Origin of the sequence: Pseudomonas sp. NMI542_15 (assembly GCF_021283425.1) — a bacterium.
Taxonomy (GTDB): Bacteria; Pseudomonadota; Gammaproteobacteria; order Pseudomonadales; family Pseudomonadaceae; genus Aquipseudomonas; species Aquipseudomonas fortuita.
Map to the genome: position 1 here is coordinate 49,397 of NZ_JAJSRO010000001.1, position 21,851 is coordinate 71,247.

The window sequence follows — 21,851 nt, forward strand, 5'->3', positions numbered from 1 at the left end:
GGCGGGGAAATTGCCGGCCGATTATCCAGTGCCCGAAACCGCTGTGCCTGTCCCGTAAACGTCCTGGGGCGTCCATTGCGCGACCTGCCAAATACTTTTAGTTCTGGGGGCGATGGCCCTTTCTGCCCCGCGTTCTGGTACCCTGTTGGCATTACCCTGGCCTGCACATCCGAGCACCGTAGAAGCGCTGCTGCCCGTGGGCCAGGCCGCACCAGGAAACGGAGATTCGTCAATGGCCACTGACCGTGTGAGCCTGATTCATTTCGATAAATTGAGCATGAGCCCTGCCGCCGCCGACCGGTTCCAGAAAGCCCTCGACGCGCTGGCAGCGCTCAAGCTGCAGGACCGTTACGTGTACCTCATCGCTCCTTATCTGGGTGATATCGCTGACGCCTCCGACGCCGAGCAACTGGACACCGCCAAGGGCCAGTGCATTCGGGTGATCGATGAACTGCTGGATGCCAGGTCGGTCAGCAAGGCCAAGGCTCAAGAGCTGCGCGAGGTGTTTGACAGTGCCGTCGAACGAGCACGGGCAGACATGGCCGGCTGAGTGGTGGCATGGCCAAAGACATCGATAACCCCTGCGTCTCGTTATGCCAGCTCAACAGCGAGCTGTGCGTGAGCTGTGGTCGCACCCGCGACGAAATTCGCAAATGGCGGGGCATGAAACGCCCGGAAAAGATGGCCACGGTGCAGCGCGCGGCGACGCGGATGAAAGCTATCGCCAAGAAGGCAGCCAAGCGGCAGAATGACTGAACCTGCGTGCCCTGCGCACGGCCTACCCTGATCTGCTTGAAGAGCCTGAAAATGGATGCTCACTCGCTGTTTGCGTTTACCCTGGTCGCCGCCATCGCGATTGCCAGCCCCGGTCCTGCCACCCTGATGGCCATCAACAACAGCCTTGCCCACGGCCAGCGCAGTGCGATCTGGTCGTCGCTGGGCAATGGCTCGGGCCTGTTCTGCCTGTCGGCTGCGGCCATGCTTGGGCTGGGCGCCTTGCTGGCCAGCTCCGAAGTACTGTTCAACGCTGTGAAGATCCTGGGGGCAGGTTACCTGTTCTACCTCGGTGCGCGGCAGTTGCTGAAAAAGAACCCGATGCTGGAGCAGGGCGCTGCTGAGGGGGCTGTCAAGGTACGGCCCACACCGCTGAAGTTGTACAAATCGGCTTTCCTCACAGCAGTGACCAACCCCAAGGCGACCATGTTTTTCACCGCGCTGTTCCCGCAGTTCATCGACCAAGGGGCGGCGTTGTTGCCGCAGTTTCTGACCCTGACCGGGATTTTCGTGAGCTTGTCGCTTGCATCTCTGAGCTTGTATGCCGCACTGGCCGCTCGGGCCAAGGGCGTACTGACCCGGCCGTCGATGTCACGCTGGGTGAGCCGCGTGGTGGGTACCACCTTTATCGGCTTTGGCGCGGCGATTCTGGCAATGCGTCGGCAGGGCGCCTGAGGCGTTGCTCGGCCGGTTCGTTGCTGAGCGATAAAAGGCCGCGGCTCCAAGCGTTCCTGGTCCAGACTGTTTAAAGCACGCGCAGACCAATGCTGCGTTCGAGCACAGGGCGTGGCGGCCTTTGGCCGCTTCGCCGGGTCGCCAGAGGTTCCATGTGCCGAGGGTTGTAGATGATCGAGCGTTGCTTGCGCCAAGCCTTGCTGTTGTTGCCTTGCCTGTTGCTGGCTTTTCCGGGCGCAGCGCAAGAGCCCTGCCGACGGCTGACCGCTACCGGTAACCCTGAGTATCCACCTTACCTATGGCGCGATCCGCAGAACCCTCGGCAACTGATCGGTGCCAACGCCGACCTGCTCAAATACCTGGGCAAGCAGCTGGGGCTGGAAATCGAGGTGGTGTACGGTGGGCCTTGGTCGCGTGCCCAAGAAGAAGTCCGCACAGGCCGGATCGACCTGCTGGCCGGGTATTTCATCACCCACGCCCGGCAGCAACAGATGGACTTTGTCGCCCCGCCATTCCTGCACACCCCGAGCGTAGTCTGGGTACGCCAGGACAATGCCTTTGCCTACCATCAATGGGCAGACCTCAAGGGCCGCAAAGGCGGGACCCTGGTCAACAACAGCCATGGCCAGCAGTTCGATGAATATGCCCAGGCAAACCTCACCCTGGAAGCGGTGCCCGGTGCCCGGCAGGCGTTCGAGAAGCTGATGCACAAGCGCAGTGACTACGTGGTGTACGAGCAGTACCCCGGGATGGCGCTGGCCCGCACGTTGGGTATCACTGATACCGTGCAGGTGTTGCAGCCGCCTGTATCCAGTGAAGGGTTGTACCTGGCTATGTCACATGAATCGCCCTGCAACAAGCCACAGCTGCGTGAGGCGCTGGCGCGGGAGATGGCGAAGGTCGTTGGCGGGGCGCTGCCTGAGCAACTGCTGAAGCAGAACCTGGAGCGGTGGCAGTAACAGCCCTGGTACGTACCTGCAGGGACCGCGCTAGACTCTAGAAATTGAGCAAGGCAGTTGCTCCCACAAAGTCACCGCTAAATCAGCAAATCAGTTAGGTTGCGCTGTCGCGTAGAGAACAAGTGCCATTGTGGGAGCGGGCTTGCCCCGCGAAGCAGGCGACGCGATGGATGGCCCCGGCTGCGCCGGGGTTCGCGGGACAAGCCCGCTCCCACAAAGTCACCGCTAAATCAGCAAATCAGTTAGGTTGCGCTGTCGCGTAGGGAACAAGTGCCATTGTGGGAGCGGGCTTGCCCCGCGAAGCAGGCGACACGATGGATGGCCCCGGCTGCGCCGGGGTTCGCGAGGCAAGCCCACTCCCACAAAGTCACCGCTAAATCAGTAAATCAGTTGGGCTGCGCTGTCGCGCAGGGGGCAAGTGCCATTGTGGGAGCGGGCTTGCCCCGCGAAGCAGGCGACGCGATGCATGGCCCCGGCTGCGCCGGGTTTCGCGGGGCAAGCCCACTCCCACAAAGTCATTGCTAAATCAGTAAATCCGTTGGGCTGCGCTGTCGCGCAGGGAGCAAGTGCCATTGTGGGAGCGGGCTTGCCCCGCGAAGCAGGCGACACGATGCATGGCCCCGGCTGCGCCGGGGTTCGCGGGACAAGCCCGCTCCCACAAAGTCACCGTTAAATCAGCAAATCAGTTAGGTTGCGCTGTCGCGTAGGGAACAAGTGCCATTGTGGGAGCGGGCTTGCCCCGCGAAGCAGGCGACGCGATGGATGGCCCCGGCTGCGCAGGGTTTCGCGAGGCAAGCCCACTCCCACAAAGTCACCGCTAAATCAGTAAATCAGTTGGGCTGCGCTGTCGCGCAGGGAGCAAGTGCCATTGTGGGAGCGGGCTTGCCCCGCGAAGCAGGCGACACGATGCATGGCCCGGCTGCGCTGGGTTTCGCGGGGCAAGCCCACTCCCACAAAGTCACCGCTAAATCAAATCAGAGTTTGTCCGATGGGAGCGGGCGCGCTGGCGAAGAGGCCGGTGCAAGAACCACGTCAATTCAGCGCATATGCAAGATGATCGGGCTGCTGCTGGCCGGGTCGGTATGACCACGCAACTTGCCTACCGCCTGCGCATCCACGGCACCACCCTGGTTGCCCCAGGCCGTACGCACAAAACTCAGCACTTCGGCAATCTCCTGGTCACTCAACTGCTGGCGGAAAGCTGGCATGCGATAGGCATCCGGCACCCCGGCAGCCACCACCCGCTGCGAACCATTGAGGGTGATATTGATCGCTGAGGCGTTCTCCCTGGCCAGTGCCGAGGTGGCCCCTGCCAATGGCGGCATCCACTCGGCTTGGCCTTTGCCGTCCAGGCCGTGGCAAGACGCGCAGCGGGTCACATAGGTGTGCGCCCCCGGGCTGTCGAGCCGTGCCGCTGCCGATTCGACCCGGTACTGCCATGGCGCGCCGTCACGCTGTGGATCGCCGGGCAGTGATTTCAGGTAGTGGGCAATGGCGGCCAGGTCATCGTCATGCATGAATTGCGTGGAGTTGTTGAACGCCTCAGTCATCGAGCCGAACACCACGGCATGCCGGTTGCGCCCGGTTTTCAGGAACTGCGCGATTTCTGCCTCGCTCCAGCGCCCCAGCCCGGTGTTAGGGTCGGCGCGCAGGCTCGGTGCGTACCAGCCGTCGAGCAGGGCGCCGGCCAGGAAGGGTTTGCCGCCTTCATCCAGGGCCTTTTCGTTGAACGCCAGGCCGCGTGGGGTGTGGCAGCTGCCGCAGTGACCTGGGCCCTGGACGATGTAGGCCCCCCGGTTCCACTGCGCATCCTGGCCGGGCTTGTCGGCGTATGGCGAGGTGGCGGCGAACAGGCCATTCCATAAGGCAATGGGCCAGCGCAGGTTCAGCGGCCAGGGAATGTCGCTGGGCAGATTGGCCTGCCGGGCGGGTTGCACGTTGTGCATGAAAAACGCATACAACGCCCTGACATCATCATCGCTGAGCTTGGCGTAGGACGGGTAGGGCATGGCCGGGTACAGCCGCCTGCCACCAGGGGCGACACCCTGGCGTACGGCACGGTCGAAATCGGCCAGGCTGTAGCTGCCGATACCGCTGTCGCGGTCGGGGGTGATGTTGGTGGCGTGGATGGCCCCCAGCGGGGTGGCCATTTCCAGTCCACCCGCGAACGGCTTGCCGTCCGGCAGGCTGTGGCAGGCCACGCAGTCGCCGAGGCGGGCGACGTACTCGCCGCGGCTGATCAGGGCCGGGTCAGCGGCAGTGGCCTGTGCGTCGGCAAACGGCGAGGCCGGCTCGCGGGTCACATACCAGGCCAGCAGGCCTGCCGCGACAAGGCACGGCAGCGCCAGCCAGCCAGCGGTTCTTGCGAAACGATGGGTCATCGGGCTTCCCTTGTGCAGTCAGCTGAAGGTATGGCGGCTCAGTGGCAGGCTACGCACGCGCTGGCCGGTAAGCTGCGCGACCGCGTTGGCCACAGCCGGGGCTACAGCGGGTAGCGGTGGCTCGCCGATACCGCCCATCTTCGCCCCGCTTTCGACAATGCGTACATGCACACGTGCCATCCGTGAGGGCGGCAGGATCGGGTACAGGTCGTAGTTGCGTGCGCGCGGCTTGCCATCCACATAGACCGCTTCTTCCACCAGCGTCTGCGACAGGCCAAGGGCAACTGCGCCGTTGACCTGGTGTTCGATGATCGCCGGGTTGACGATGCTACCCGGGTCGATGGCCTGCCAGATGTCGTGCACCTTGACCTGGCCGTTCTCGATCGACACCTCGGCAATGACTGCCGCTTCCGAGCCAAAGGGTGAGGCCATTGCCACGCCGCGTGCCCGTTTGCTGCCATCCTCGGCAGTGAAGGGCCCACGTTTCCAGCCACCGGACAGCTCGGCGACCGCGTTCAGCAGGGTGGTCAGGCGCGGGTTGTCGCGCAGCAGGTGCAGGCGCAGTTCGAACGGGTCCTTGCCGCCTTTGTCTGCCAGTTCATCGAGGAAGGATTCATAGAAGAAGTCGTTCAACGAGTTACCCACCGAGCGCCAGTAGCCGAGCATGGCCGGGCCTTTGACGTAGATCTGGGCAATGCGCTTGTTGGCGATGGCGTACGACTTGCCTGATAGCCCCTCAAGCGCGGTCGGGTCGATCTTTTCCCCTTGCTTGCCAGCAAGAGCCTCGGTTGGGCCTTCGGTGGCGCTGACCGCTTCGAGGGCCACTGGCATGCCATCGGCATCCAGCCCGGCGCGGAATTTCACCACTGCAACCGGGCGCAGCACATCACGCAGGAATTCCTCTTCGCGGCTCCAGATGAGTTTTACCGGCCGGCCAACCGCTTTGGCCAAGGCAATGGCCTGCGGGTAGGGGTTGGCCGAGTCGTACAGGAAGTGGCGGCCAAAGAAACCGCCCAGCAGCGGCGAGTGCAGGTTGATTTGCGCAGGTTCCAGGCCGGTACGCTTGGCAATGTCATCACGGAACATGTCCGGGGCCTGGTTGGGCAGCCAGACGTCCAGGCTGCCGTCCGGGTTGAAGCGGGCGAGGGCGGACGGTGGCTCGAGCTGGGCATGGTTCAGGTACTGGTTGTGGTAGCTGGCCTCGACCTTGGTCTTGGCATTGCTCAGGGCGCCAGCGATATCGCCTTCGTTTTCTTCGTCCCGCGCCGGGCCCTCGACGTTGGCGAGGTGTTCCCGCCATGCGTCGCTGGAGAAGTCGGCCGGCATCGGTCGCACGTTGCTGTCGGCGGCCGGCTCTTTCCAGTCCACCTGAATCGCCTCTACCGCACGCTTTGCGTGCCACCAACGCTCGGCAACCACGGCCACTGCGCCCGGCAGTTGGTGCACGGAGTGCACGCCTTTCATGGCCTTGACCTGATCTTCGTTGCGCACGCTGCCCACGGTCATGCCCAGACGTGGTGCGTGTTGCACGGCGGCGTGCAGCATGCCGTCGACCTTTATGTCGATGCAGTACTGTGCCTTGCCGGTGGACTTGTCGTAGGCATCCAGGCGGCGAACGGGCTTGCCGATCCAGCGGAACTGGCTGGGGTCACGCAGCTTGACGCTGGCCGGGTCGGGTACCGGCAGGTCCATGGCGCGCCCGGCGAGGTCACCGTAGGGTATCGAACGCCCCGTCGTGGTATGTACCACGTTTCCTGGCGTGGTCGAGAGTTCGTCGACCGACACGCCCAGTTGTTCGGCGCCGGCCTGCAGCAGCATGGCCCGGGCAAGGGCACCCAGGCGGCGCATGGTCGGGTAGCTCATGCGCACCGACATGCTGCCACCGGTGATGCGCATGCCGTTTTCCATCACCACGTAAGCTTCGCCCGGTGGTGCGCTATCGACCACGAAATTGACGGGGTCGACATCCAGCTCTTCACCCACAATTTGCGCCATGGCGGTGAAAGGGCCTTGCCCGCCTTCCATAAAGGGGCTGAGCAGGCGTACCGTGCCGTCTGGGCGAATCTCCAGAAAAGCGGGCACCTGGGTACCGCGTTCCGGGGTGGCTGCAACCGCTGCCTGCACACGGCCCGACCCCATTGGCAGGCCGAAACCCAGCACCAGGGCACCGACAGCCGTGCCGGCAAGAAAGCGCCGGCGCGACAAATTGACTGTCTCGCCCAGTTGCAGCCTGAGCAGTTCGGCAGGGGTCTCTACGGGCGTATTCATCAGGCCTGCTCCCCTTGCGCCAGGTCATGCACGGCAGCGTGAATGGCGTTGTAGGTGCCGCAGCGGCACAGGTTGACCATGGCCGCGTCGATTTGCGCGTCGCTTGGCTTGGGGGTGTGCTTTAACAACGCCGTGGCGGCCATTACCTGGCCGGACTGACAATAGCCGCACTGTGCCACCTGGTGCTCGACCCAGGCCGCAACCACCCGTTTGCCAACGGCATCGGCTTCGATGGCCTCTATGGTGGTGACCTCGCGCCCCACCACACCGGCCACCGGGGTGACGCAAGCGCGTACTACATTGCCGTCCACCAGTACCGAACAGGCGCCGCACTGGGCCAGGCCGCAGCCATACTTGGTGCCGGTCAGCCCCAGATCATCGCGGATCACCCACAGCAAGGGCGTGTCGGCGTCCGCCTCGACCTGGTAGGTCTGCTGGTTAATGCGTAGTTCCATGGTTCACCTGCCAGTCATCGGTTGCTGTTGCCATGTTTTTCTATGCGGGGAATACGTTGTTCCCCAGTGCAGAAAAGCTAGCACAGCGGTGTGACCGCTGGTCTGGTGGTTGGGCCAGGTTCAGAGGATCAGGCAAGCAATCCGGCGGAATACGCAAGCCTGTACTGGCGCCATCGCCGGCAAGCCAGCGCCCACAGGTCGGCGTAAGAGTTGAAAGATATGCAGTCCCTGTGGGCGCTGGCTTGCCGGCGAGGGGCCAGGCAGGCAAACAGGACTTCTGGCGTAAAAACCCGGATAATGCCGGCCAATTTCGTTTTACACGCTTAAATCACGGTAATCCCGCATGGAAATCAAGGTCAATTTTCTCGACAATCTCCGTCTCGAAGCCAAGTTCGATGACTTCACGGTGATCGCCGACCAACCGATCCGCTACAAAGGCGATGGTTCGGCCCCAGGCCCGTTCGACTATTTCCTGGCGTCCTCGGCCTTGTGCGCGGCTTACTTCGTCAAGCTGTACTGCCAGGCCCGCGACATCCCAACCGAAAACATTCGCCTGTCGCAGAACAACATCGTCGATCCGGAAAACCGCTACAACCAGATCTTCAAGATCCAGGTCGAGCTGCCCGAGGACATTTCCGACAAGGACCGCCAAGGCATCCTGCGCTCCATCGACCGCTGCACGGTCAAGAAGGTTGTGCAGACTGGCCCTGAGTTCGTGATCGAAGTGGTCGACAACCTTGATGCCGATGCCCAGGGCCTGTTGATGCCGGTGGCAGACACCAGCACCTACATCCCCGGCAAGGACCTGCCGCTGGAGCAGACCATCGCCAACATGTCGGGCATCCTCGCGGGGCTGGGGATGAAGATCGAGATCGCTTCGTGGCGTAACATTGTGCCCAATGTGTGGTCGCTGCACGTGCGCGATGCGCAGTCGCCGATGTGCTTCACCAACGGCAAGGGCGCCACCAAGGAGGCGGCGCTGGCCTCGGCGCTGGGCGAATTCATCGAGCGCCTGAACTGCAACTTCTTCTACAACGACCAGTTCTGGGGCGAAGAGCTGGCCAACGCGCCGTTCGTGCATTACCCGAACGAGCAGTGGTTCAAGCCTGGCCCGCGCGACGCGCTGCCGGCCGAGATCCTCGACGAGCATTGCCTGGAAATCTACAACCCGGACGGTGAGCTGCGTGGTTCGCACCTGTATGACACCAACTCGGGTAACACCGCCCGGGGCATCTGCTCGCTGCCGTTCGTGCGCCAGTCCGACCAGCAGGTGGTGTACTTCCCGTCCAACCTGATCGAGAACCTGTTCCTCAGCAATGGCATGAGCGCCGGCAATACCCTGGCCGAGGCGCAGGTACAGTGCCTGTCGGAAATCTTCGAGCGTGCGGTGAAGCGCGAAATCCTCGAAGGTGAGCTGTGCCTGCCGGATGTGTCGCAGGACGTGCTGGCCAAGTACCCGGCGATCGTCGCCGGCATCCAGGGCCTTGAAGAGCAGGGCTTCCCGGTGCTGGTCAAGGATGCTTCGCTGGGGGGCGAGTTCCCGGTGATGTGCGTGACGTTGATGAACCCGCGCACCGGCGGCGTATTTGCCTCGTTCGGCGCTCACCCGAGCCTGGAGGTGGCGCTGGAGCGCAGCCTCACCGAATTGCTGCAGGGGCGCAGCTTCGAAGGCCTCAACGACCTGCCGCAGCCGACCTTCGAAAGCCATGCGCTGACCGAGCCGAACAACTTTGTCGAGCACTTCATCGACTCCAGCGGCGTGGTGTCGTGGCGCTTCTTCAGCGCCAAGGCCGACTTCGAATTTGTGGAGTGGGACTTCTCCGGCCACGGCGAGGATTCCAACCAGCAGGAAGCCGCTACCCTGTTCGGTATCCTCGAAGCGCTGGGCAAGGAGGTGTACATGGCGGTGTACGACAACCTCGGTGCCACGGCTTGCCGCATCCTCGTGCCGGGCTACTCGGAAATCTACCCGGTCGAGGACCTTATCTGGGACAACACCAACCGCGCCTTGTCGTTCCGTGCCGACATCCTCAACCTGCACAGCCTCGACAGTCGCTCCCTGAAGTTGTTGCTCAAGCGCCTGGACAACTGCGATGTGGATGACTACACCACCATCACCACGCTGATTGGTGTGGAGTTCGACGAGAACACCGTGTGGGGTCAGTTGACCATTCTCGAGCTGAAACTGCTGATTTGCCTGGCGGTGCAGCGTTTCGAGGATGCCAAGGAGCTGGTCGAGGCGTTCCTGCAGTTCAACGACAACACCGTCGAACGCGGCCTGTTCTACCAGGCGCTGAACGTGGTGCTGGAAGTGCAGCTGGATGACGAACTGCAGCTGGATGACTATGAAGCCAACTTCCGCCGCATGTTCGGGAATGCACGCATGGACGCGGTGCTGGGTTCGGTGAACGGCAGCGTGCGTTTCCACGGCCTGACTCCGACCAGCATGAAGCTCGAAGGCCTCGACCGCCACCTGCGCCTGATCGACAGCTACAAGAAGCTGCATGCGGCCCGGGCCAAATTCGCCTGAGAGCTGCGGTCCCACTCGTTATTTTGTGCTGGCTGTACCGCCCTCATCGCCGGCAAGCCAGCTCCCACAGGTACTGCACCGTTCTTGAGCGTTGTGCTGAACTTGATGGGGCTGGCTAGCCGGCGATTGGGTCAGCAGCTCTCATATAGCACTTTGAACCTGGCGCTATCCCCAAAGCGTCTTTCCGCTTCGCTTGAAAGGCGCGTAATTTTTTCTTCCCCCAATATATGGCGCGTTAACCGCCAGAAGGACCTCGGCCGCGCACAACAAGAAGGCGCAGACCATGAGCACCCCTTTGGACACCAACGCCCTTAAAGCCCGTCAGCAGGCCGCCTGGGCCAGCGGTGACTACGCGGTAATCGGCACCACCCTGCAACTGGTTGGCGAACGCCTGGCCGAGGCCTGCGGCTTGCGCTGGGACGAGCAGGTGCTGGACGTTGCTGCCGGCAACGGCAACGCCACCTTGGCCGCTGCCCGCCGCGGCTGTCGCGTCACCTCCACCGACTATGTGCCCGAATTGCTCAAGCGAGGCGAAGAGCGGGCGCGGGCCGAGCACTTGAATGTGTTGTTCCAGGCGGCCGATGCCGAAGCGTTGCCGTTTGCCGACGGTACCTTCGATGCCGTGCTTTCCACCTTCGGCGTGATGTTCGCCCCTGATCAGGCGCAGGCCGCACGCGAGCTGGTCCGGGTGTGCCGGCCCGGTGGCCGCATCGGCCTGGCCAACTGGACCCCGCAAGGCTTTGTCGGGCTGATGTTCAAAATGCTAAGCCGGCATGTGCCGCCACCCCCCGGTGCCTTGCCGCCTTCGCGCTGGGGCGATGAGGAGCAGTTGCGCGTGATGTTCGAAGGGGCGCTCGGCGAACTGAAAGTCAGTCGTCAGCAGTTCAACTTCCGCTATCGCTCGGCGGCGCATTTCATCGAGGTGTTCCGCACCTGGTATGGGCCGGTACACAAGGCGTTTGCCTCATTGGAGCCAGAGGCGGCCAGTGCGCTGGAGCGGGATCTGACCCAATTGCTGGAGGAGAACAACGTCGCGGGGCCTTCATCGTTGGTGGTGCCGAGTGAATACATTGAGGTGGTGGTCATTCGGGGCTAGCAGGCGCTCCTTCCAATGCCTCCGCGGGTGGGGGGGCTGCACGGACATTGAAAAGCTTGCAGACGAAGTACCAAGCGATCGCGACCGTTAGGTTGTAGGGGAACAACACAGCCCAGAACGGCAGTTGCCAGTTTTTCTTGCCCTGCATTTCACCGGGCTCGCCGGTACGCCAGGGGGCATAGTGGCGCCAGGCTTCAGCCGGGGTCAGGCAGATGGCGTAGAGTGGCTTGTGCCACCAATTGGGCTCGCCGGGAGGAGGAAGCTTGTCCGGACCGTGGTTCATGAAATGGCGGAGGTACTCCCACACTTCGGCGACGTGTCTGACCCCGGGCTCGGTGGGTTCGTTGCTGTCGACCCAGAGGCAGTCTTCTTGGTGGAGGCTGCCATCCGCTCGGCGAGGGGCGAAGGCGAGGGCGTAGCTGGTGCTGAAGGATGAACCGCCAAACTCAACACGCTTGAAAATACCCCCGCCCATATTATCCCAATCAAAAACCAATACCCTGTTCAGTCGTTGATAGTAAAACTTTCGTGTTGATCGGTTGAGGTAGATGTTAGATAAGCCCTTTATGAGAAATATTCGGTAGATGAGGAAGGGGAGGAATATGAACGGGGTGAGTGCGAATCCGATAGTAAGTATTGGGTCAAATGTGTGCGGATTCCAGGCGTCACTTGAAAAGAAAGAGGAAGGGTAGATGCCGATCATTACTATCAGAATCGATGCGCAGTACAATTTTCCCATGAAAACAGAATCTGTTACCCACGGGTTTCTTAAGCATAGGTTGTTTTCACATGCTTTTAAAAGTTGACCGCCAATAGCGGCTTTGTGCCCTGAATCTGACGTTGAATTGAATAACCAGATGGTTGTCATGATCAGCGTTCCAAACGAAAAATCGACAGGGTCTCATTGTCTTCGTCCAACCCCTGATTGGCGCTGTAGGCGAGATGCAGTGAGATATGATTTTGGTTGGCTAGCGTGTTCTCGAAATGCAGAACTCAGCCAGCACCTACAGAGATGCGTGCGCTGCAGGCAGGGCCGGAGGTGGCACTGCTGATGGAGGCATCAGTCATGCGCGCTTCCCTTTGGCCGAATGTGCCGGGCGCTCCTCAAACGCTTCAGGCGGTGGTGACGCGACGCGAACATTGAATAGGCGACAGATGCCGTACCAGCAGATGGCGACGGTGAGGTTGTAGGGGAACAGCACCGCCCAGAACGGCAGTTGCCAGTTCTTTTTGCCCTGCATTTCACCGGGCTCGCCGGTTCGCCAGGGCGCATAGTGTTGCCAGGCTTCTGCCGGGGTCAGGCAGATGGCGTGCAGCGGTTTGTGCCACCAGTTGGGTTCGCCGGGCGGGGGGAGTTTGTCCGGGCCGTGATCCATGAAATGGCGAAGGTATTCCCAGACTTCAGCGACGTGTTTGACACCAGGTGCGGAGGGGGCGTTGCTGTCGACCCACAGGCAGTCTTTTTGGTGGAGGCTGCCATCCGCTCGGCGAGGGGCGAAGGCGAGGGCATAGCTCGTGCTGAATGATGATCCGCCGTATTCGGTGCGTTTGAAAATGCCTCCGCCGGTGTTGGCCCATTCAAAGACGAATAGCTTACTCAACCGCTGATAGTAAATCTTCTGAGTTGATCGGTTGAAACATAAGCTTGATAAGCGCTTTATGAAATATATTCGATAAGCTAAGAAGGGTAGGAAAATGAAAGGTCCAAGCACTGTGAGGGTAATGAAAGTATAGCTAAAGGTGTATGGGTTCCAGGCTTCGCTGGATAGTAGGTAGGGGTAGAAAACTATTAATGATGCGATAATCATTGCGCAATAAATTTTTCCCATAAAAACAGAGTCCGTTACCCATGGATTTCGCAGGCATAAAGTGTTCTCGGATACGCTTGCCAGTTGCCCTTCAATTGCAGGTTTGTGCCCAGAATTTGACGTTGAATTGAATATCCAGATGGTTGCCATGGTCAGCATTCCAGACGGAAAGTTGCGAGGATCTAATTGTCTTCGTCCAACCCTTGATTGGCGCTGTAAGCGAGATGCAGTAAGACATGATTTTGGTTGGTTAGCGTGTTCTCGAAATGCAGAACCAAACCTGCACCTACGAGGTGGCCAGTTGGAGCGATTGGGAATACGTCCATTCCTTGATCGTCACGGAGAGTGCTCAAGCGTCCTGACCACTCGCTTACCCCGAGTACAAAGCCAGGCAGCAGCACCGCGAACTCAACGGTTGGTTGAGGTGTGGCTACTTCGTTATGGGTGATGGCAGTCCAGTTGGGCAGAGACCAGTGATCATTCCGATGCCATTTAGTGTCAACTTTAGGTATGCCGAGTGACAGGGCCTGTTCGGCCGATAGTAGTTTTGGTCCGTAATGCTCGCTGTGCCAAGCTTTGATTTCAGTTTGTAGCGAGGCGTGAGCCGGAAGTTTCTGCTCATAGTCCAATGTAATGCCAGGGCGCCCCTCTCCATCATTGATGCGATTACCGAAGATGCTGCGTGCGGCCCACAGCTCAATTGAGTTGTGAAGATGCTCATGTGCCTTGGCGTGCAGGTACAAGCCTCCTGCAATAATGGCTACGCCTACGAGGACAAGGGCAGCCGCGGCCCATCCGGCAAAAGGTACTAATGTTGTCGCGCCCGCAACAGCGAGCCCGGCTTCAAGAACAACCACGGAACCAACGGCCATGGTTAGACCACCAGCCAACGTGTAATCGGCAGCTGCTTGATTACCGTTCGCTTGCTGGCGCTTTGCCTTGAAGAAATCTGAAAAAAGACTGAATGCTATTGCAGGGTATCCGGCCAAACGCGCGAACAAGTTACTGCTTAAGAACTTCATGATCCCATTGCCAAAGGCCATGCCTGGTGCGGTCGGACTCAATTTCAGCATTACAGCCTTCTGCGTTGCCCGCACGCTGACCATCGTCGCCGCCGCTGCACCGATCACCCCAAAAATCGATGAAGCAAAGCCCAAGGTGTATTCCGGTGCATCGTTCTTTTGCAGGCTGTTATAGGCCGTCTTCAGCGATAAGATGTTGAACCACAGCATCCCCGCGTTCAAACCACCCCCACCGCCCGAGGTGAGCAACCCGAGAAAGTTGGGCTTCACTCGCGCAGTGGTGGTCAGTTCTATCGATATTGTCCGGCTACCCGAGATCCGCAGTTGTTTCATTTCCTCAACCTGCGCCATGCCGCTCTTCAAATACTTCTGTGCCTCCTGGCTGAATGGATTTTCCGTGATGGCCTGTTCGGTGATTCGATAGCGCGCTGCCAACAGCCCCAACGCCTTCTCGGCATTCGCCTCCCGCGCCGCCAACAGCACCTGCTGACGCAGGCCATGACTGGCATCCCAGCGGGTTTGCCCGCGCAGGCGCTTGAGCACTACGGTATTGACCGCCTGGGCGGTAAGGTCGGTGATGTCGGCCATGGCCGGGAAGCGACCCACCAATCCTTCGATCACGTTGTCGCTGGCACCGAACAAAGAGCCGGTCGAATCCGCTTTGTCCTTGAACGGATTGAACGGCGCCAAGGCGGTGTAAAGCGGGCTGTCGTGCTGGTCCAACCATTGCTCCAGGCGTTTGAAGCGTCGGTCATGCTCTTCGGTGCCGGGTGTCGGTTGGCCCATCGGGTGAATCAGCAAAGCCAGCGAGATTTCCAGGCCGCGGGCGGAGGTGCGTTCGTCGCGGTCGTAACACGCCAGGGCGGCGGCCAGGCTGTGGGGGTTGTCGATATGTTGCGATTCGGCAGTGGCCAGCCAGGCGTCATGATCATTGCTGGCTTGCAACGCCAGGTTGCGCAGGGCTGCAATACGCCGTTCGACCTCGTCGCGTTCGGCAAGGAAACGCCGGTATTTGGCGATATCGATGCGCTTTGCCAGGCGCGCGCCGTTGGGGGAGTAATCCTCATGGGTGAGGGCCTGGAAATGTGACTCGGCCGCAGACAGCGCAGGGCCACGCCGCTCCGTGCCCAGCCTGAACGCGGCCAGTTCCGGTGAAGGCGCATCGGCCGGGTACATGCTTTCCAGCGTCTTGTTCAGCAGCATGCCCACCAGGTTGCGATGGTGAAAATCGCGGCTGTGCGCGCTCAGTTGCTCGGCATCCAGGCGGTAGCACGCCGGCACGGGCTCCTGCTCGGGAGGTTGCGCGGGTTTTGTGTGTGCCAGTTGTTCGGCGGGCATCAGGTCGCGCATTTGATGCTGGTAGGCCGAGACCGACAGGCTCAGGTCCAGGGCCATGCCTTCGGCGTCGGCGAGTGCTACTACCACCGGTACCTTCGGTTGGGTCCAGGGGTAGTGACGTGCCACGGCGACCAGGTTGCCGATAGGCAAGGTTGCGGTGATCGGGTCGCTGCTCCAGGTCAGCGGCATGCGCCGTTCGGTTGGCTTGAAGTCTTCGACCCAGGTTTGCAGGGCACTGACCGGCAACACATGGGGCTGGGTGGATGGCGCCTGGCTGCTGGCGATCAGTTCGGCCATGTCCAGCTGGCGCATATGCCGTTTGCGCAGGGCTGATGAACCGGTGATGCGGGCGGTCACGGCGTTGGTCCACAGGTGGGGGCTGTAGCCGATCCACACTTGCCTGGCGGTATCGGGGCAGGTATCGGCCCACACCCAGCCCATGCTCCGGCTGGAGAGATAGCGATCACGCAGGTGGTAGTTTTCCAGCCCTTTGTAACTCAGTTCCTTGTAAAGACCCGCGCCAACGTACTCATGGATGACCAGCTTTTCGCCCTTCGGACCTTTCATGAACACGTAGACATAACCCGGGCGCAAAGCGCGCAGGGTGTAGGCAGAGTGTTGCAGCGGGGGGAAGCTTTGTTCCAAATTGAAACCCGCACTGGCATAGCGGCAGGCGGGTGTGTCGCCGGTGCGTGGCACGATGGCATAGCGCACTGGCAGGATGGGGATGCGTGCAGTACAGGCGGGACCGGAAGTGGCGCTGCTAACGGAAGAATTGCTCATGCGAGTTCCTTGCTCAGAGAGCAGTCTTTTCAGACCAAACGCGTAGAACGGCCTGTTCCAGTGCAAATAACGACTGGAAGAGTTGGCTGAGGCTAATGCTGTAGGAAATATCTTCCTTGTTTCAGGAGATGAAAAAACGATCGGCTTGTTAAGGCTCAGGCGACAGACAATGCCTCGATTTCTGCTTCTTGGTCGAGGCTGAAAGTGTAATATTTTATTTGAATGTTTTTGTGTTCCGCGAGTGTGGTTTTATAAGTGGAAAGTTTGACCTTTTCTGTGGGAGTTGTCTTACATATTAGGCGGTCGTTAAACTTTCAGTTCTTGCACTTGGCCATCACTACTTGGCAAGTTCGAGGTGCGCCCCCCGAGCGGCCGGCATAGCGTATGCAATTGTTCATGGATTTTTGCCGCGCAATGCTCAGGGTATTGCCCCAGGCCAGGCCGCCTTCGCCAGTCGTGGGTACGGCTTTGGCGAAGCAGTTGGAGCCTACTGCAGGCGTGGCGTAGCGCGCCTTGCTGCCTTTGCTGGAGCAACCAGCGGTGAGCGCCAGGCTGAGGGCGAGCAGGGTGGTCAGGGCCCAGGATGCGTTTGGTCTGCTCACGTGTTCCCCTTCTGCGCTTGGCAGCAAATGCCTTGCAGGATATTTCATTGTAGCGAAGCGGTGAACTATCGCGTCGCGAAGGGGCTCCTTTGCTAAGCGCACCTTGCGCTCACCTGATGGCGCAAGCCCATCAGCCCCCTGGGTCACTGAATGAAAAGGAGGCACTGTGACCGCTACTGACCAAACCCTCTACCGCTGTACGCCCAGCCCGCTGCACGCCCTGCTGCTGGCAGGCAGTGTGCCGTTGTTCCTTGGCGCACTGCTGAGCGATATCGCCTACTTCAACAGCTACCAGATCCAGTGGAGCAACTTCGCCGCCTGGCTGATTGCCGGTGCCTTGGTGTTCTGCGGGCTGGCACTGTTGTTCGCGCTGGCAAACCTGGTCCGCGCCGAACGCAAGGGCGGGCGCGCCACGCTGTACTTCGTGCTGCTGCTGGTGACCTGGGTGCTCGGCTTGATCAATGCGTTCGAGCACGCCAAGGACGCCTGGGCGGTGATGCCGTCGGGGCTGGTGTTGTCGGTGATCGTGACCGTGCTCTCGGTAGTGGCTGCCTGGACCGGCTTGAGCAACCTGCGCTCGGGAGGTGCAGCATGAAGCCTTTGCATGCATTGAGCCTGTTGAGCATGGCGGTGTTGCTGAGTGCCTGTGGTGGTGACGGCGAGCGTACCCAGGCCCATGGTCCGGACCCCAAGTTGCCCGAGCCGCAGCGCGGCTTGTTGCCGAGCATGAAGATTGCCCAGCCGGTGGCCTGGGGCGAGCAGAAACCGACCGTGCCGGAGGGTTTCAACGTCACAGCCATTGCCACTGACCTGAAGATTCCGCGGCAGAGCCTGGTGCTGCCCAATGGCGACATCCTGGTGGCCGAGGGCAGGGGCGGCAGCGCGGCCAAGCTCAAGCCCAAGGATGTGATCGCCAGCCAGATCAAGGCCAAGGGCAATACGCAGGTCAAAGGTGGCAACCGCCTGACCCTGTTGCGCGATGCCGACGGCGATGGCACCTATGAGGTGCAGACCGTGTTCGCGGAAAACCTCAACGCACCGTATGGCCTGGCCTTTGCCAACGGCAAGCTGTATGTGGCCAACCAGGATGCGCTGGTGCGTTTCGACTACAAGGATGGCCAGACCCAGGCAGACGGCCCGCCATCCAAGGTCACCGACCTGCCGGCCGAGATCAACCATCACTGGACCAAGGCGCTGACGATCAGCCCTGATGGTCGCTACCTGTATGTGGGGATCGGCTCGAACAGCAACATCACCGAGCGCGGCCTGGAGGTGGAGATCGATCGGGCGATGGTCTGGCAGGTCGATGCCGAAACCGGGGCGCACCGGCCTTACGCCACCGGCTTGCGCAACCCGACGGCATTGACCATTCAGCCGCAGACCGGGCAGTTGTGGACGGTGGTTAACGAGCGCGATGAGCTGGGCCCCGACTTGGTACCGGACTACCTCACTTCGGTGCGCGAAGGTGGCTTCTATGGTTGGCCTTACAGCTACTGGGGGCAGAATGTAGATGATCGGGTGCGGCCGCAAAACCCGGCCAAGGTGGCTGCGGCGATCAAGCCGGACTACAGCCTGGGCTCGCATGTGGCTGCATTGGGTGTCGACTTCTCGATCCCGGCCATGGGCAAGGAGTTTGCCGACGGGGTGTTCGTGGGCGAGCACGGCAGCTGGAACCGGCCCGATCCGGTGGGCTACAAGGTGATATTCGTGCCGTTCAGCAATGGCAGGCCGGCAGGGGCGCCCATCGACTTTGCCACGGGCTTCCGCGGCGAGGATGGCAAGACGCGTGGGCGGCCGGTGGGCGTTACTGTGGACCCGCGTGGGGCGTTGATCATTGCCGATGACCTGGCCAATACGGTATGGCGGGTGACGCGTAACCGTTGAGCAGCGGTGTGACCGGATCCACCCCCGTGGGGTGGGTTCACCCAGGAGCCGGTGAGGTAACTGGCGCCGGCAGGGTGGCGGGCACCGTCTATGCTTGTTGGCGCGTGAACAATTCGCGCCCTTTTTTGCTTGATCACATGGAAGCAGGTCTATGAACCCGATTCGCTCTCTCGCTCGTGCTGTTGCCTTGGCCACGCTGGCATCCGCTGCCAGCTTTACGGCGTACGCTGCCGATATTCCGATTGCCAGTGAGGCACTGGAAAGCCATGTCACCACGCAGGTTACAGCTATCGACCAGGCCAACCGCCAGGTCACGGTGAAAGGCCCTGATAACAAAGCGGATGTGACGTTCCAGCTCACGGATCAGGCCAAGGCCCTGCCTAACCTCAAGGTCGGGGACAAGGTCGATATCTTTGTTACCCGCGCCGTGGCCTATGTGCTCAACACCGATGTGGGTGGGGCGCCGAAGGCCACCGAGGAGTCCGGCACCATTCGCGCCACAGCGCAGAACCCCAACCCGGGTGGCGAGGCATTCCGCCAGGTCCGGGTCACCTCGCAGATCAAGAAGATCGACCTCAAGACGCACGAAGTGAGCCTGCTGCCACCTGAGGGCAAGCTGCAGGTGGTCAAGGTCGAAAACCCGGAATTACAGGCGCGCATGAGTAATCTCGAGGTCGGCCAGACGGTCGATGCGATCTTTACCGAAGTGCTGCGCGTCGAAACGTCGCGCTGACTATTTACCGAGACAGGCTACGGGTTGCCCGTAAATGGATCCGTCGTGATGCCTTGCATGACGGCGGATGCTGTACGAACAGCTGAATCACCCAGTCCGGGCGGGTCTTGCTGGCGTCATTGAGCCAGTTGGCGACTGAGTCCTGGGCGTACTTGTCGGCTTCTGCCAGGCGCGGTACCAGCATTGGCTCGGCCGCTTCAGGCGTCTGCTTGAGTGCGGTGATGTGCTCGCACCAGACCCCACGGGGGCGCAGCACCTCGATGCAGAAGCGCCTTACCAGCGGGTCCGCATCGCCGGCATGCTGGCCGAGCAGGGTGAGCGCAGTCCCCAACTCCTGGACCAGGCGCGGACGCAGGGCGATCCAGGCCCACTCGCGCACGCCAAAATGCTCATCGCGGGCAAACCGCAACTGAACCAGTAGCGCTGGCTCCAGCGCCTGCGTGCGCGACAGATGCACTTGGGCAAAGGCGGCCCAGCTGCGCACGGTATCGGAAACATGCGAGCTGCATTGTTCGAATACGTGCTGGCGGATTGGCGAGGAAGCTTGTTCCAACCAATGCCCCAGCTCAAGGCCAATGGCTGCGATTTTCTTGGAAAGGCCCAGCGTCGCTGCTGCTTCAGCACAGGCGAGCAACTGTTCGACCAGTGTGTCGGGTAGCAGGCTGGCCAATGAGCCGACCAGGGTGGCCTGATTTACTGCCAGGCATTCGGCGAGGTTGCGGGTTGGCAACTGCCCGTGATCAATCAGGTTTTTGCGTTCATCAGTCATCGAATGTGTTCCATCACATCAGGTGTTTGTTTTTTCTTGCTGCTGTGACCCGTGCCCGTATGGCCCCTGGGGTTTCGCGACAGCACAGTATCCTAGCTCATGGGCAAAAAACGGACTCGCATATGCGCCTGGCGAATAAGGTGTGTGCAGGGTTTCGATTTCCATAGATGGAGGGAATTTTCGATCATGGCTTCAATATGTTTCAGCAATGAGGACTGCCATGTTCAGTAAAACCCTGTGCCTACTGCTGCTTCCCTTTGCCTTGGCGTTGCTTGCCGGGGCGGTATTGCCGTTTCAGGCCGCAGGTAATGCTGCCGTGGGCCGTGCCCTGGGGCATTGGTTGTGGGGGGCATTCACATCGTTGACCGTGAGTTCGCTAGTGGTAATCGCCGCGCTGTTGATCCTCAGGGTTCCCGTACCAGAGCTGGGCAAGGCCCTGCAGGGGCCGTGGTGGCTATGGATCGGGGGTGTGCTGGGGGCCATGTATGTGGCGGGCGCTGCGGCGCTTACGCCCAAGCTGGGCGCAGCGGGTTTTTTGGTGCTGGTGGTGGCTGGGCAGATCATCACGGCAGTGCTCGCCGACCACTACGGGGTGATGGGGCTGGGTGGCAAGCCGCTGAGCCTGGCCAGGGTGGCAGGTGTAGTGCTGATCCTGTGTGGCGTGCTGTTGGTTCAAGGCACCTGGGCGACGGCGCCAGCGACCAGTGCAATCACCACGGTAAAGCAGCCAGAAGGCTGATCAGCGTCCCGGCTGGCTGCAGGCCCACACGGTTTCGCGCAGCCAGCGGTGCCCGGGGTCGCTGTCCTTGCGGCTGTGCCAGGCCTGCTGGTAGTCGAACGAGGGAATGGTCAGTGGCGGCGTGAACTGGCGCAGCGTCTTGTGCTGGCGCAACGACCCTACCGCGCGGCTGGCCACTGTGAGGATCAGGTCGGTGCCAGCGAGTACCTCTACTGCCGCGCTCCAGTGTGGCAAGGCCAAGGCGATACGGCGGCGCAGGCCTGATGCTGCCAGAGCGCGCTCTATTTCGTCGAAGGCATCCGGGCGCATGGCCATCAGCACATGCGGGCGTGCCAGCCAGTCTGTCAGGGCCAGGCTGCCGCTGGCGGGCAACACCTGGCGATCGGCAACACTGATGAAATGGTCGGCAAACAGGGGCTGGGCGGTGATGTCCTGGGGCAGCTCCGGGAACAGGCCCAGTGCCAGGTCCAGTTCGCCATCGAGCAGTTGGGCCAGCATGGTTTCACGGCTGGCCTGGCTGATGGCCAGGTCCACCCCAGGTGCGATCTGACGCAGGTGGCGCAATAGGGGTGGCAGGATGATGCGTGAGGAGTAGTCGGACAGTGACAGCCGGAAACGGCGCTGGGCTCTGGCTGGGTCGAACTGGGGGGTGGCCAGCAGGCCGTTGAGATGGGTCAACGCATCCTGCAGCGGTTTTACCAGCGACTGGGCACGGGCGGTGAGGGCCATGCCGCCGCCTTGGCGTACCAGCAAGGGGTCGTCGAAGTGTTTGCGCAGCTGCGCCAACGCGTGGCTGACCGCCGGTTGGCTGCGGTGCAGCCGCAGGGCGGCACGGGTCACGTGCTTTTCGCTGAGCAGGGCATGCAGGGCGAGCAGCAGGTTGAGGTCGATCTTGCGCAGTTCATCCATGGGGTAAATGGCCTTGGTGCATTCCAGGGGTCTTTATTAGCTTAACAAGCCTTGCATATCGCCGGTGTCGCGTTGCGGCCCATCGCGACACAAGGCCACTCTTGCAAGGATTGCGTTAACCGTTAG

General features: G+C 61.1%; 19 protein-coding genes. 10 read left to right on the plus strand and 9 right to left on the minus strand.

Translation table 11 applies throughout. The annotated features are described in order from the left end of the window. Positions 1–232: 232 nt before the first annotated feature. The 4 genes from LU684_RS00220 (at position 233) to LU684_RS00235 (ending at position 2,408) form a co-directional block, all read left to right on the plus strand. Entirely contained in the window at positions 233–550 is a 318-nt protein-coding gene (locus LU684_RS00220; protein ID WP_016487494.1) for a hypothetical protein, read from the plus strand. An 8-nt stretch (positions 551–558) separates the two neighbouring features. Further along, positions 559–756, plus strand: coding sequence for a DUF1289 domain-containing protein (locus LU684_RS00225; RefSeq protein WP_016487493.1), 198 nt, complete (start codon positions 559–561; stop codon positions 754–756). Between the two features lie 51 nt (positions 757–807). After that, positions 808–1,449, plus strand: a complete 642-nt coding sequence (locus tag LU684_RS00230; RefSeq protein WP_016487492.1) for a LysE family translocator — start codon at positions 808–810, stop codon at positions 1,447–1,449. A gap of 170 nt (positions 1,450–1,619) precedes the next feature. Further along, a complete protein-coding gene (locus LU684_RS00235; protein ID WP_023048921.1) occupies positions 1,620–2,408 on the plus strand; it encodes a substrate-binding periplasmic protein in 789 nt (262 codons plus the stop codon). A gap of 1,037 nt (positions 2,409–3,445) precedes the next feature. Here LU684_RS00235 and LU684_RS00240 read toward each other — a convergent pair. From LU684_RS00240 to LU684_RS00250, 3 genes are read right to left on the minus strand one after another with little or no spacing between them, the layout of a single operon-like run. Further along, the gene (locus LU684_RS00240) at positions 3,446–4,789 is read right to left on the minus strand and encodes a c-type cytochrome (protein WP_070086986.1); all 1,344 of its coding nucleotides are present in this window, start codon (positions 4,787–4,789) and stop codon (positions 3,446–3,448) included. An 18-nt stretch (positions 4,790–4,807) separates the two neighbouring features. Further along, complete coding sequence (locus LU684_RS00245) at positions 4,808–7,057, minus strand: xanthine dehydrogenase family protein molybdopterin-binding subunit (protein WP_232893989.1); 2,250 nt, start codon at positions 7,055–7,057, stop codon at positions 4,808–4,810. Further along, on the minus strand, positions 7,057–7,512 hold the full coding sequence (locus LU684_RS00250; RefSeq protein ID WP_016487486.1) for a (2Fe-2S)-binding protein: 456 nt from the start codon (positions 7,510–7,512) through the stop codon (positions 7,057–7,059). The genes LU684_RS00245 and LU684_RS00250 overlap by 1 nt, the downstream gene beginning before the upstream one ends. Before the next feature lie 343 nt (positions 7,513–7,855). Here LU684_RS00250 and LU684_RS00255 point away from each other — a divergent pair, with 343 nt between their 5' ends. Together LU684_RS00255 and LU684_RS00260 are read left to right on the plus strand one after the other, a co-directional pair. After that, entirely contained in the window at positions 7,856–10,042 is a 2,187-nt protein-coding gene (locus tag LU684_RS00255) for an OsmC domain/YcaO domain-containing protein (protein WP_232893990.1), read from the plus strand. A gap of 283 nt (positions 10,043–10,325) precedes the next feature. Further along, positions 10,326–11,138: a class I SAM-dependent methyltransferase gene (locus tag LU684_RS00260; protein WP_232893991.1), complete on the plus strand. Its 813-nt coding sequence runs from the start codon at positions 10,326–10,328 to the stop codon at positions 11,136–11,138. Here LU684_RS00260 and LU684_RS00265 read toward each other — a convergent pair. The 4 genes from LU684_RS00265 to LU684_RS00280 form a co-directional block, all read right to left on the minus strand. Then, complete coding sequence (locus tag LU684_RS00265) at positions 11,125–12,006, minus strand: DUF6708 domain-containing protein (RefSeq protein ID WP_095115137.1); 882 nt, start codon at positions 12,004–12,006, stop codon at positions 11,125–11,127. The two genes, LU684_RS00260 and LU684_RS00265, sit on opposite strands and share 14 nt — an antisense overlap. Before the next feature lie 196 nt (positions 12,007–12,202). Further along, entirely contained in the window at positions 12,203–13,096 is an 894-nt protein-coding gene (locus tag LU684_RS00270; RefSeq protein ID WP_232893992.1) for a DUF6708 domain-containing protein, read from the minus strand. Between the two features lie 32 nt (positions 13,097–13,128). Further along, positions 13,129–16,089, minus strand: coding sequence for a T6SS effector BTH_I2691 family protein (locus LU684_RS00275; RefSeq protein WP_232893993.1), 2,961 nt, complete (start codon positions 16,087–16,089; stop codon positions 13,129–13,131). A gap of 314 nt (positions 16,090–16,403) precedes the next feature. Beyond that, entirely contained in the window at positions 16,404–16,691 is a 288-nt protein-coding gene (locus LU684_RS00280) for a DUF4189 domain-containing protein (RefSeq protein WP_080642783.1), read from the minus strand. A gap of 166 nt (positions 16,692–16,857) precedes the next feature. Here LU684_RS00280 and LU684_RS00285 point away from each other — a divergent pair, with 166 nt between their 5' ends. The 3 genes from LU684_RS00285 (at position 16,858) to LU684_RS00295 (ending at position 19,308) form a co-directional block, all read left to right on the plus strand. Then, the gene (locus LU684_RS00285; RefSeq protein ID WP_016487479.1) at positions 16,858–17,286 is read left to right on the plus strand and encodes a DUF2231 domain-containing protein; all 429 of its coding nucleotides are present in this window, start codon (positions 16,858–16,860) and stop codon (positions 17,284–17,286) included. Then, positions 17,283–18,575: a PQQ-dependent sugar dehydrogenase gene (locus LU684_RS00290; protein WP_016487478.1), complete on the plus strand. Its 1,293-nt coding sequence runs from the start codon at positions 17,283–17,285 to the stop codon at positions 18,573–18,575. The genes LU684_RS00285 and LU684_RS00290 overlap by 4 nt, the downstream gene beginning before the upstream one ends. 151 nt (positions 18,576–18,726) lie before the next feature. Continuing rightward, a complete protein-coding gene (locus LU684_RS00295) occupies positions 18,727–19,308 on the plus strand; it encodes a hypothetical protein (RefSeq protein ID WP_102689901.1) in 582 nt (193 codons plus the stop codon). A gap of 4 nt (positions 19,309–19,312) precedes the next feature. Here LU684_RS00295 and LU684_RS00300 read toward each other — a convergent pair whose 3' ends face one another. Then, positions 19,313–20,077, minus strand: coding sequence for a hypothetical protein (locus tag LU684_RS00300; protein WP_232893994.1), 765 nt, complete (start codon positions 20,075–20,077; stop codon positions 19,313–19,315). Between the two features lie 220 nt (positions 20,078–20,297). Between LU684_RS00300 and LU684_RS00305 the strand changes: the two genes are divergently transcribed. After that, a complete protein-coding gene (locus tag LU684_RS00305; RefSeq protein WP_060518284.1) occupies positions 20,298–20,816 on the plus strand; it encodes a DMT family transporter in 519 nt (172 codons plus the stop codon). Here the strand turns inward: LU684_RS00305 and LU684_RS00310 are convergent, their stop codons facing one another. After that, positions 20,817–21,725, minus strand: coding sequence for a LysR family transcriptional regulator (locus tag LU684_RS00310; RefSeq protein ID WP_016487474.1), 909 nt, complete (start codon positions 21,723–21,725; stop codon positions 20,817–20,819). Positions 21,726–21,851 lie beyond the last annotated feature (126 nt).

What these genes read in the sequence shown, in the direction of transcription:
- LU684_RS00220 (WP_016487494.1), top strand. Translation starts at nt 233, where the DNA reads ATGGCCACTGACCGTGTGAGCCTGATTCATTTCGATAAATTGAGCATG.
- LU684_RS00225 (WP_016487493.1), top strand. Translation starts at nt 559, where the DNA reads ATGGCCAAAGACATCGATAACCCCTGCGTCTCGTTATGCCAGCTCAAC.
- LU684_RS00230 (WP_016487492.1), top strand. Translation starts at nt 808, where the DNA reads ATGGATGCTCACTCGCTGTTTGCGTTTACCCTGGTCGCCGCCATCGCG.
- LU684_RS00235 (WP_023048921.1), top strand. Translation starts at nt 1,620, where the DNA reads ATGATCGAGCGTTGCTTGCGCCAAGCCTTGCTGTTGTTGCCTTGCCTG.
- LU684_RS00240 (WP_070086986.1), bottom strand. Translation starts at nt 4,789, where the DNA reads ATGACCCATCGTTTCGCAAGAACCGCTGGCTGGCTGGCGCTGCCGTGC.
- LU684_RS00245 (WP_232893989.1), bottom strand. Translation starts at nt 7,057, where the DNA reads ATGAATACGCCCGTAGAGACCCCTGCCGAACTGCTCAGGCTGCAACTG.
- LU684_RS00250 (WP_016487486.1), bottom strand. Translation starts at nt 7,512, where the DNA reads ATGGAACTACGCATTAACCAGCAGACCTACCAGGTCGAGGCGGACGCC.
- LU684_RS00255 (WP_232893990.1), top strand. Translation starts at nt 7,856, where the DNA reads ATGGAAATCAAGGTCAATTTTCTCGACAATCTCCGTCTCGAAGCCAAG.
- LU684_RS00260 (WP_232893991.1), top strand. Translation starts at nt 10,326, where the DNA reads ATGAGCACCCCTTTGGACACCAACGCCCTTAAAGCCCGTCAGCAGGCC.
- LU684_RS00265 (WP_095115137.1), bottom strand. Translation starts at nt 12,006, where the DNA reads ATGACAACCATCTGGTTATTCAATTCAACGTCAGATTCAGGGCACAAA.
- LU684_RS00270 (WP_232893992.1), bottom strand. Translation starts at nt 13,096, where the DNA reads ATGGCAACCATCTGGATATTCAATTCAACGTCAAATTCTGGGCACAAA.
- LU684_RS00275 (WP_232893993.1), bottom strand. Translation starts at nt 16,089, where the DNA reads ATGAGCAATTCTTCCGTTAGCAGCGCCACTTCCGGTCCCGCCTGTACT.
- LU684_RS00290 (WP_016487478.1), top strand. Translation starts at nt 17,283, where the DNA reads ATGAAGCCTTTGCATGCATTGAGCCTGTTGAGCATGGCGGTGTTGCTG.
- LU684_RS00295 (WP_102689901.1), top strand. Translation starts at nt 18,727, where the DNA reads ATGAACCCGATTCGCTCTCTCGCTCGTGCTGTTGCCTTGGCCACGCTG.
- LU684_RS00300 (WP_232893994.1), bottom strand. Translation starts at nt 20,077, where the DNA reads ATGACTGATGAACGCAAAAACCTGATTGATCACGGGCAGTTGCCAACC.
- LU684_RS00305 (WP_060518284.1), top strand. Translation starts at nt 20,298, where the DNA reads ATGTTCAGTAAAACCCTGTGCCTACTGCTGCTTCCCTTTGCCTTGGCG.
- LU684_RS00310 (WP_016487474.1), bottom strand. Translation starts at nt 21,725, where the DNA reads ATGGATGAACTGCGCAAGATCGACCTCAACCTGCTGCTCGCCCTGCAT.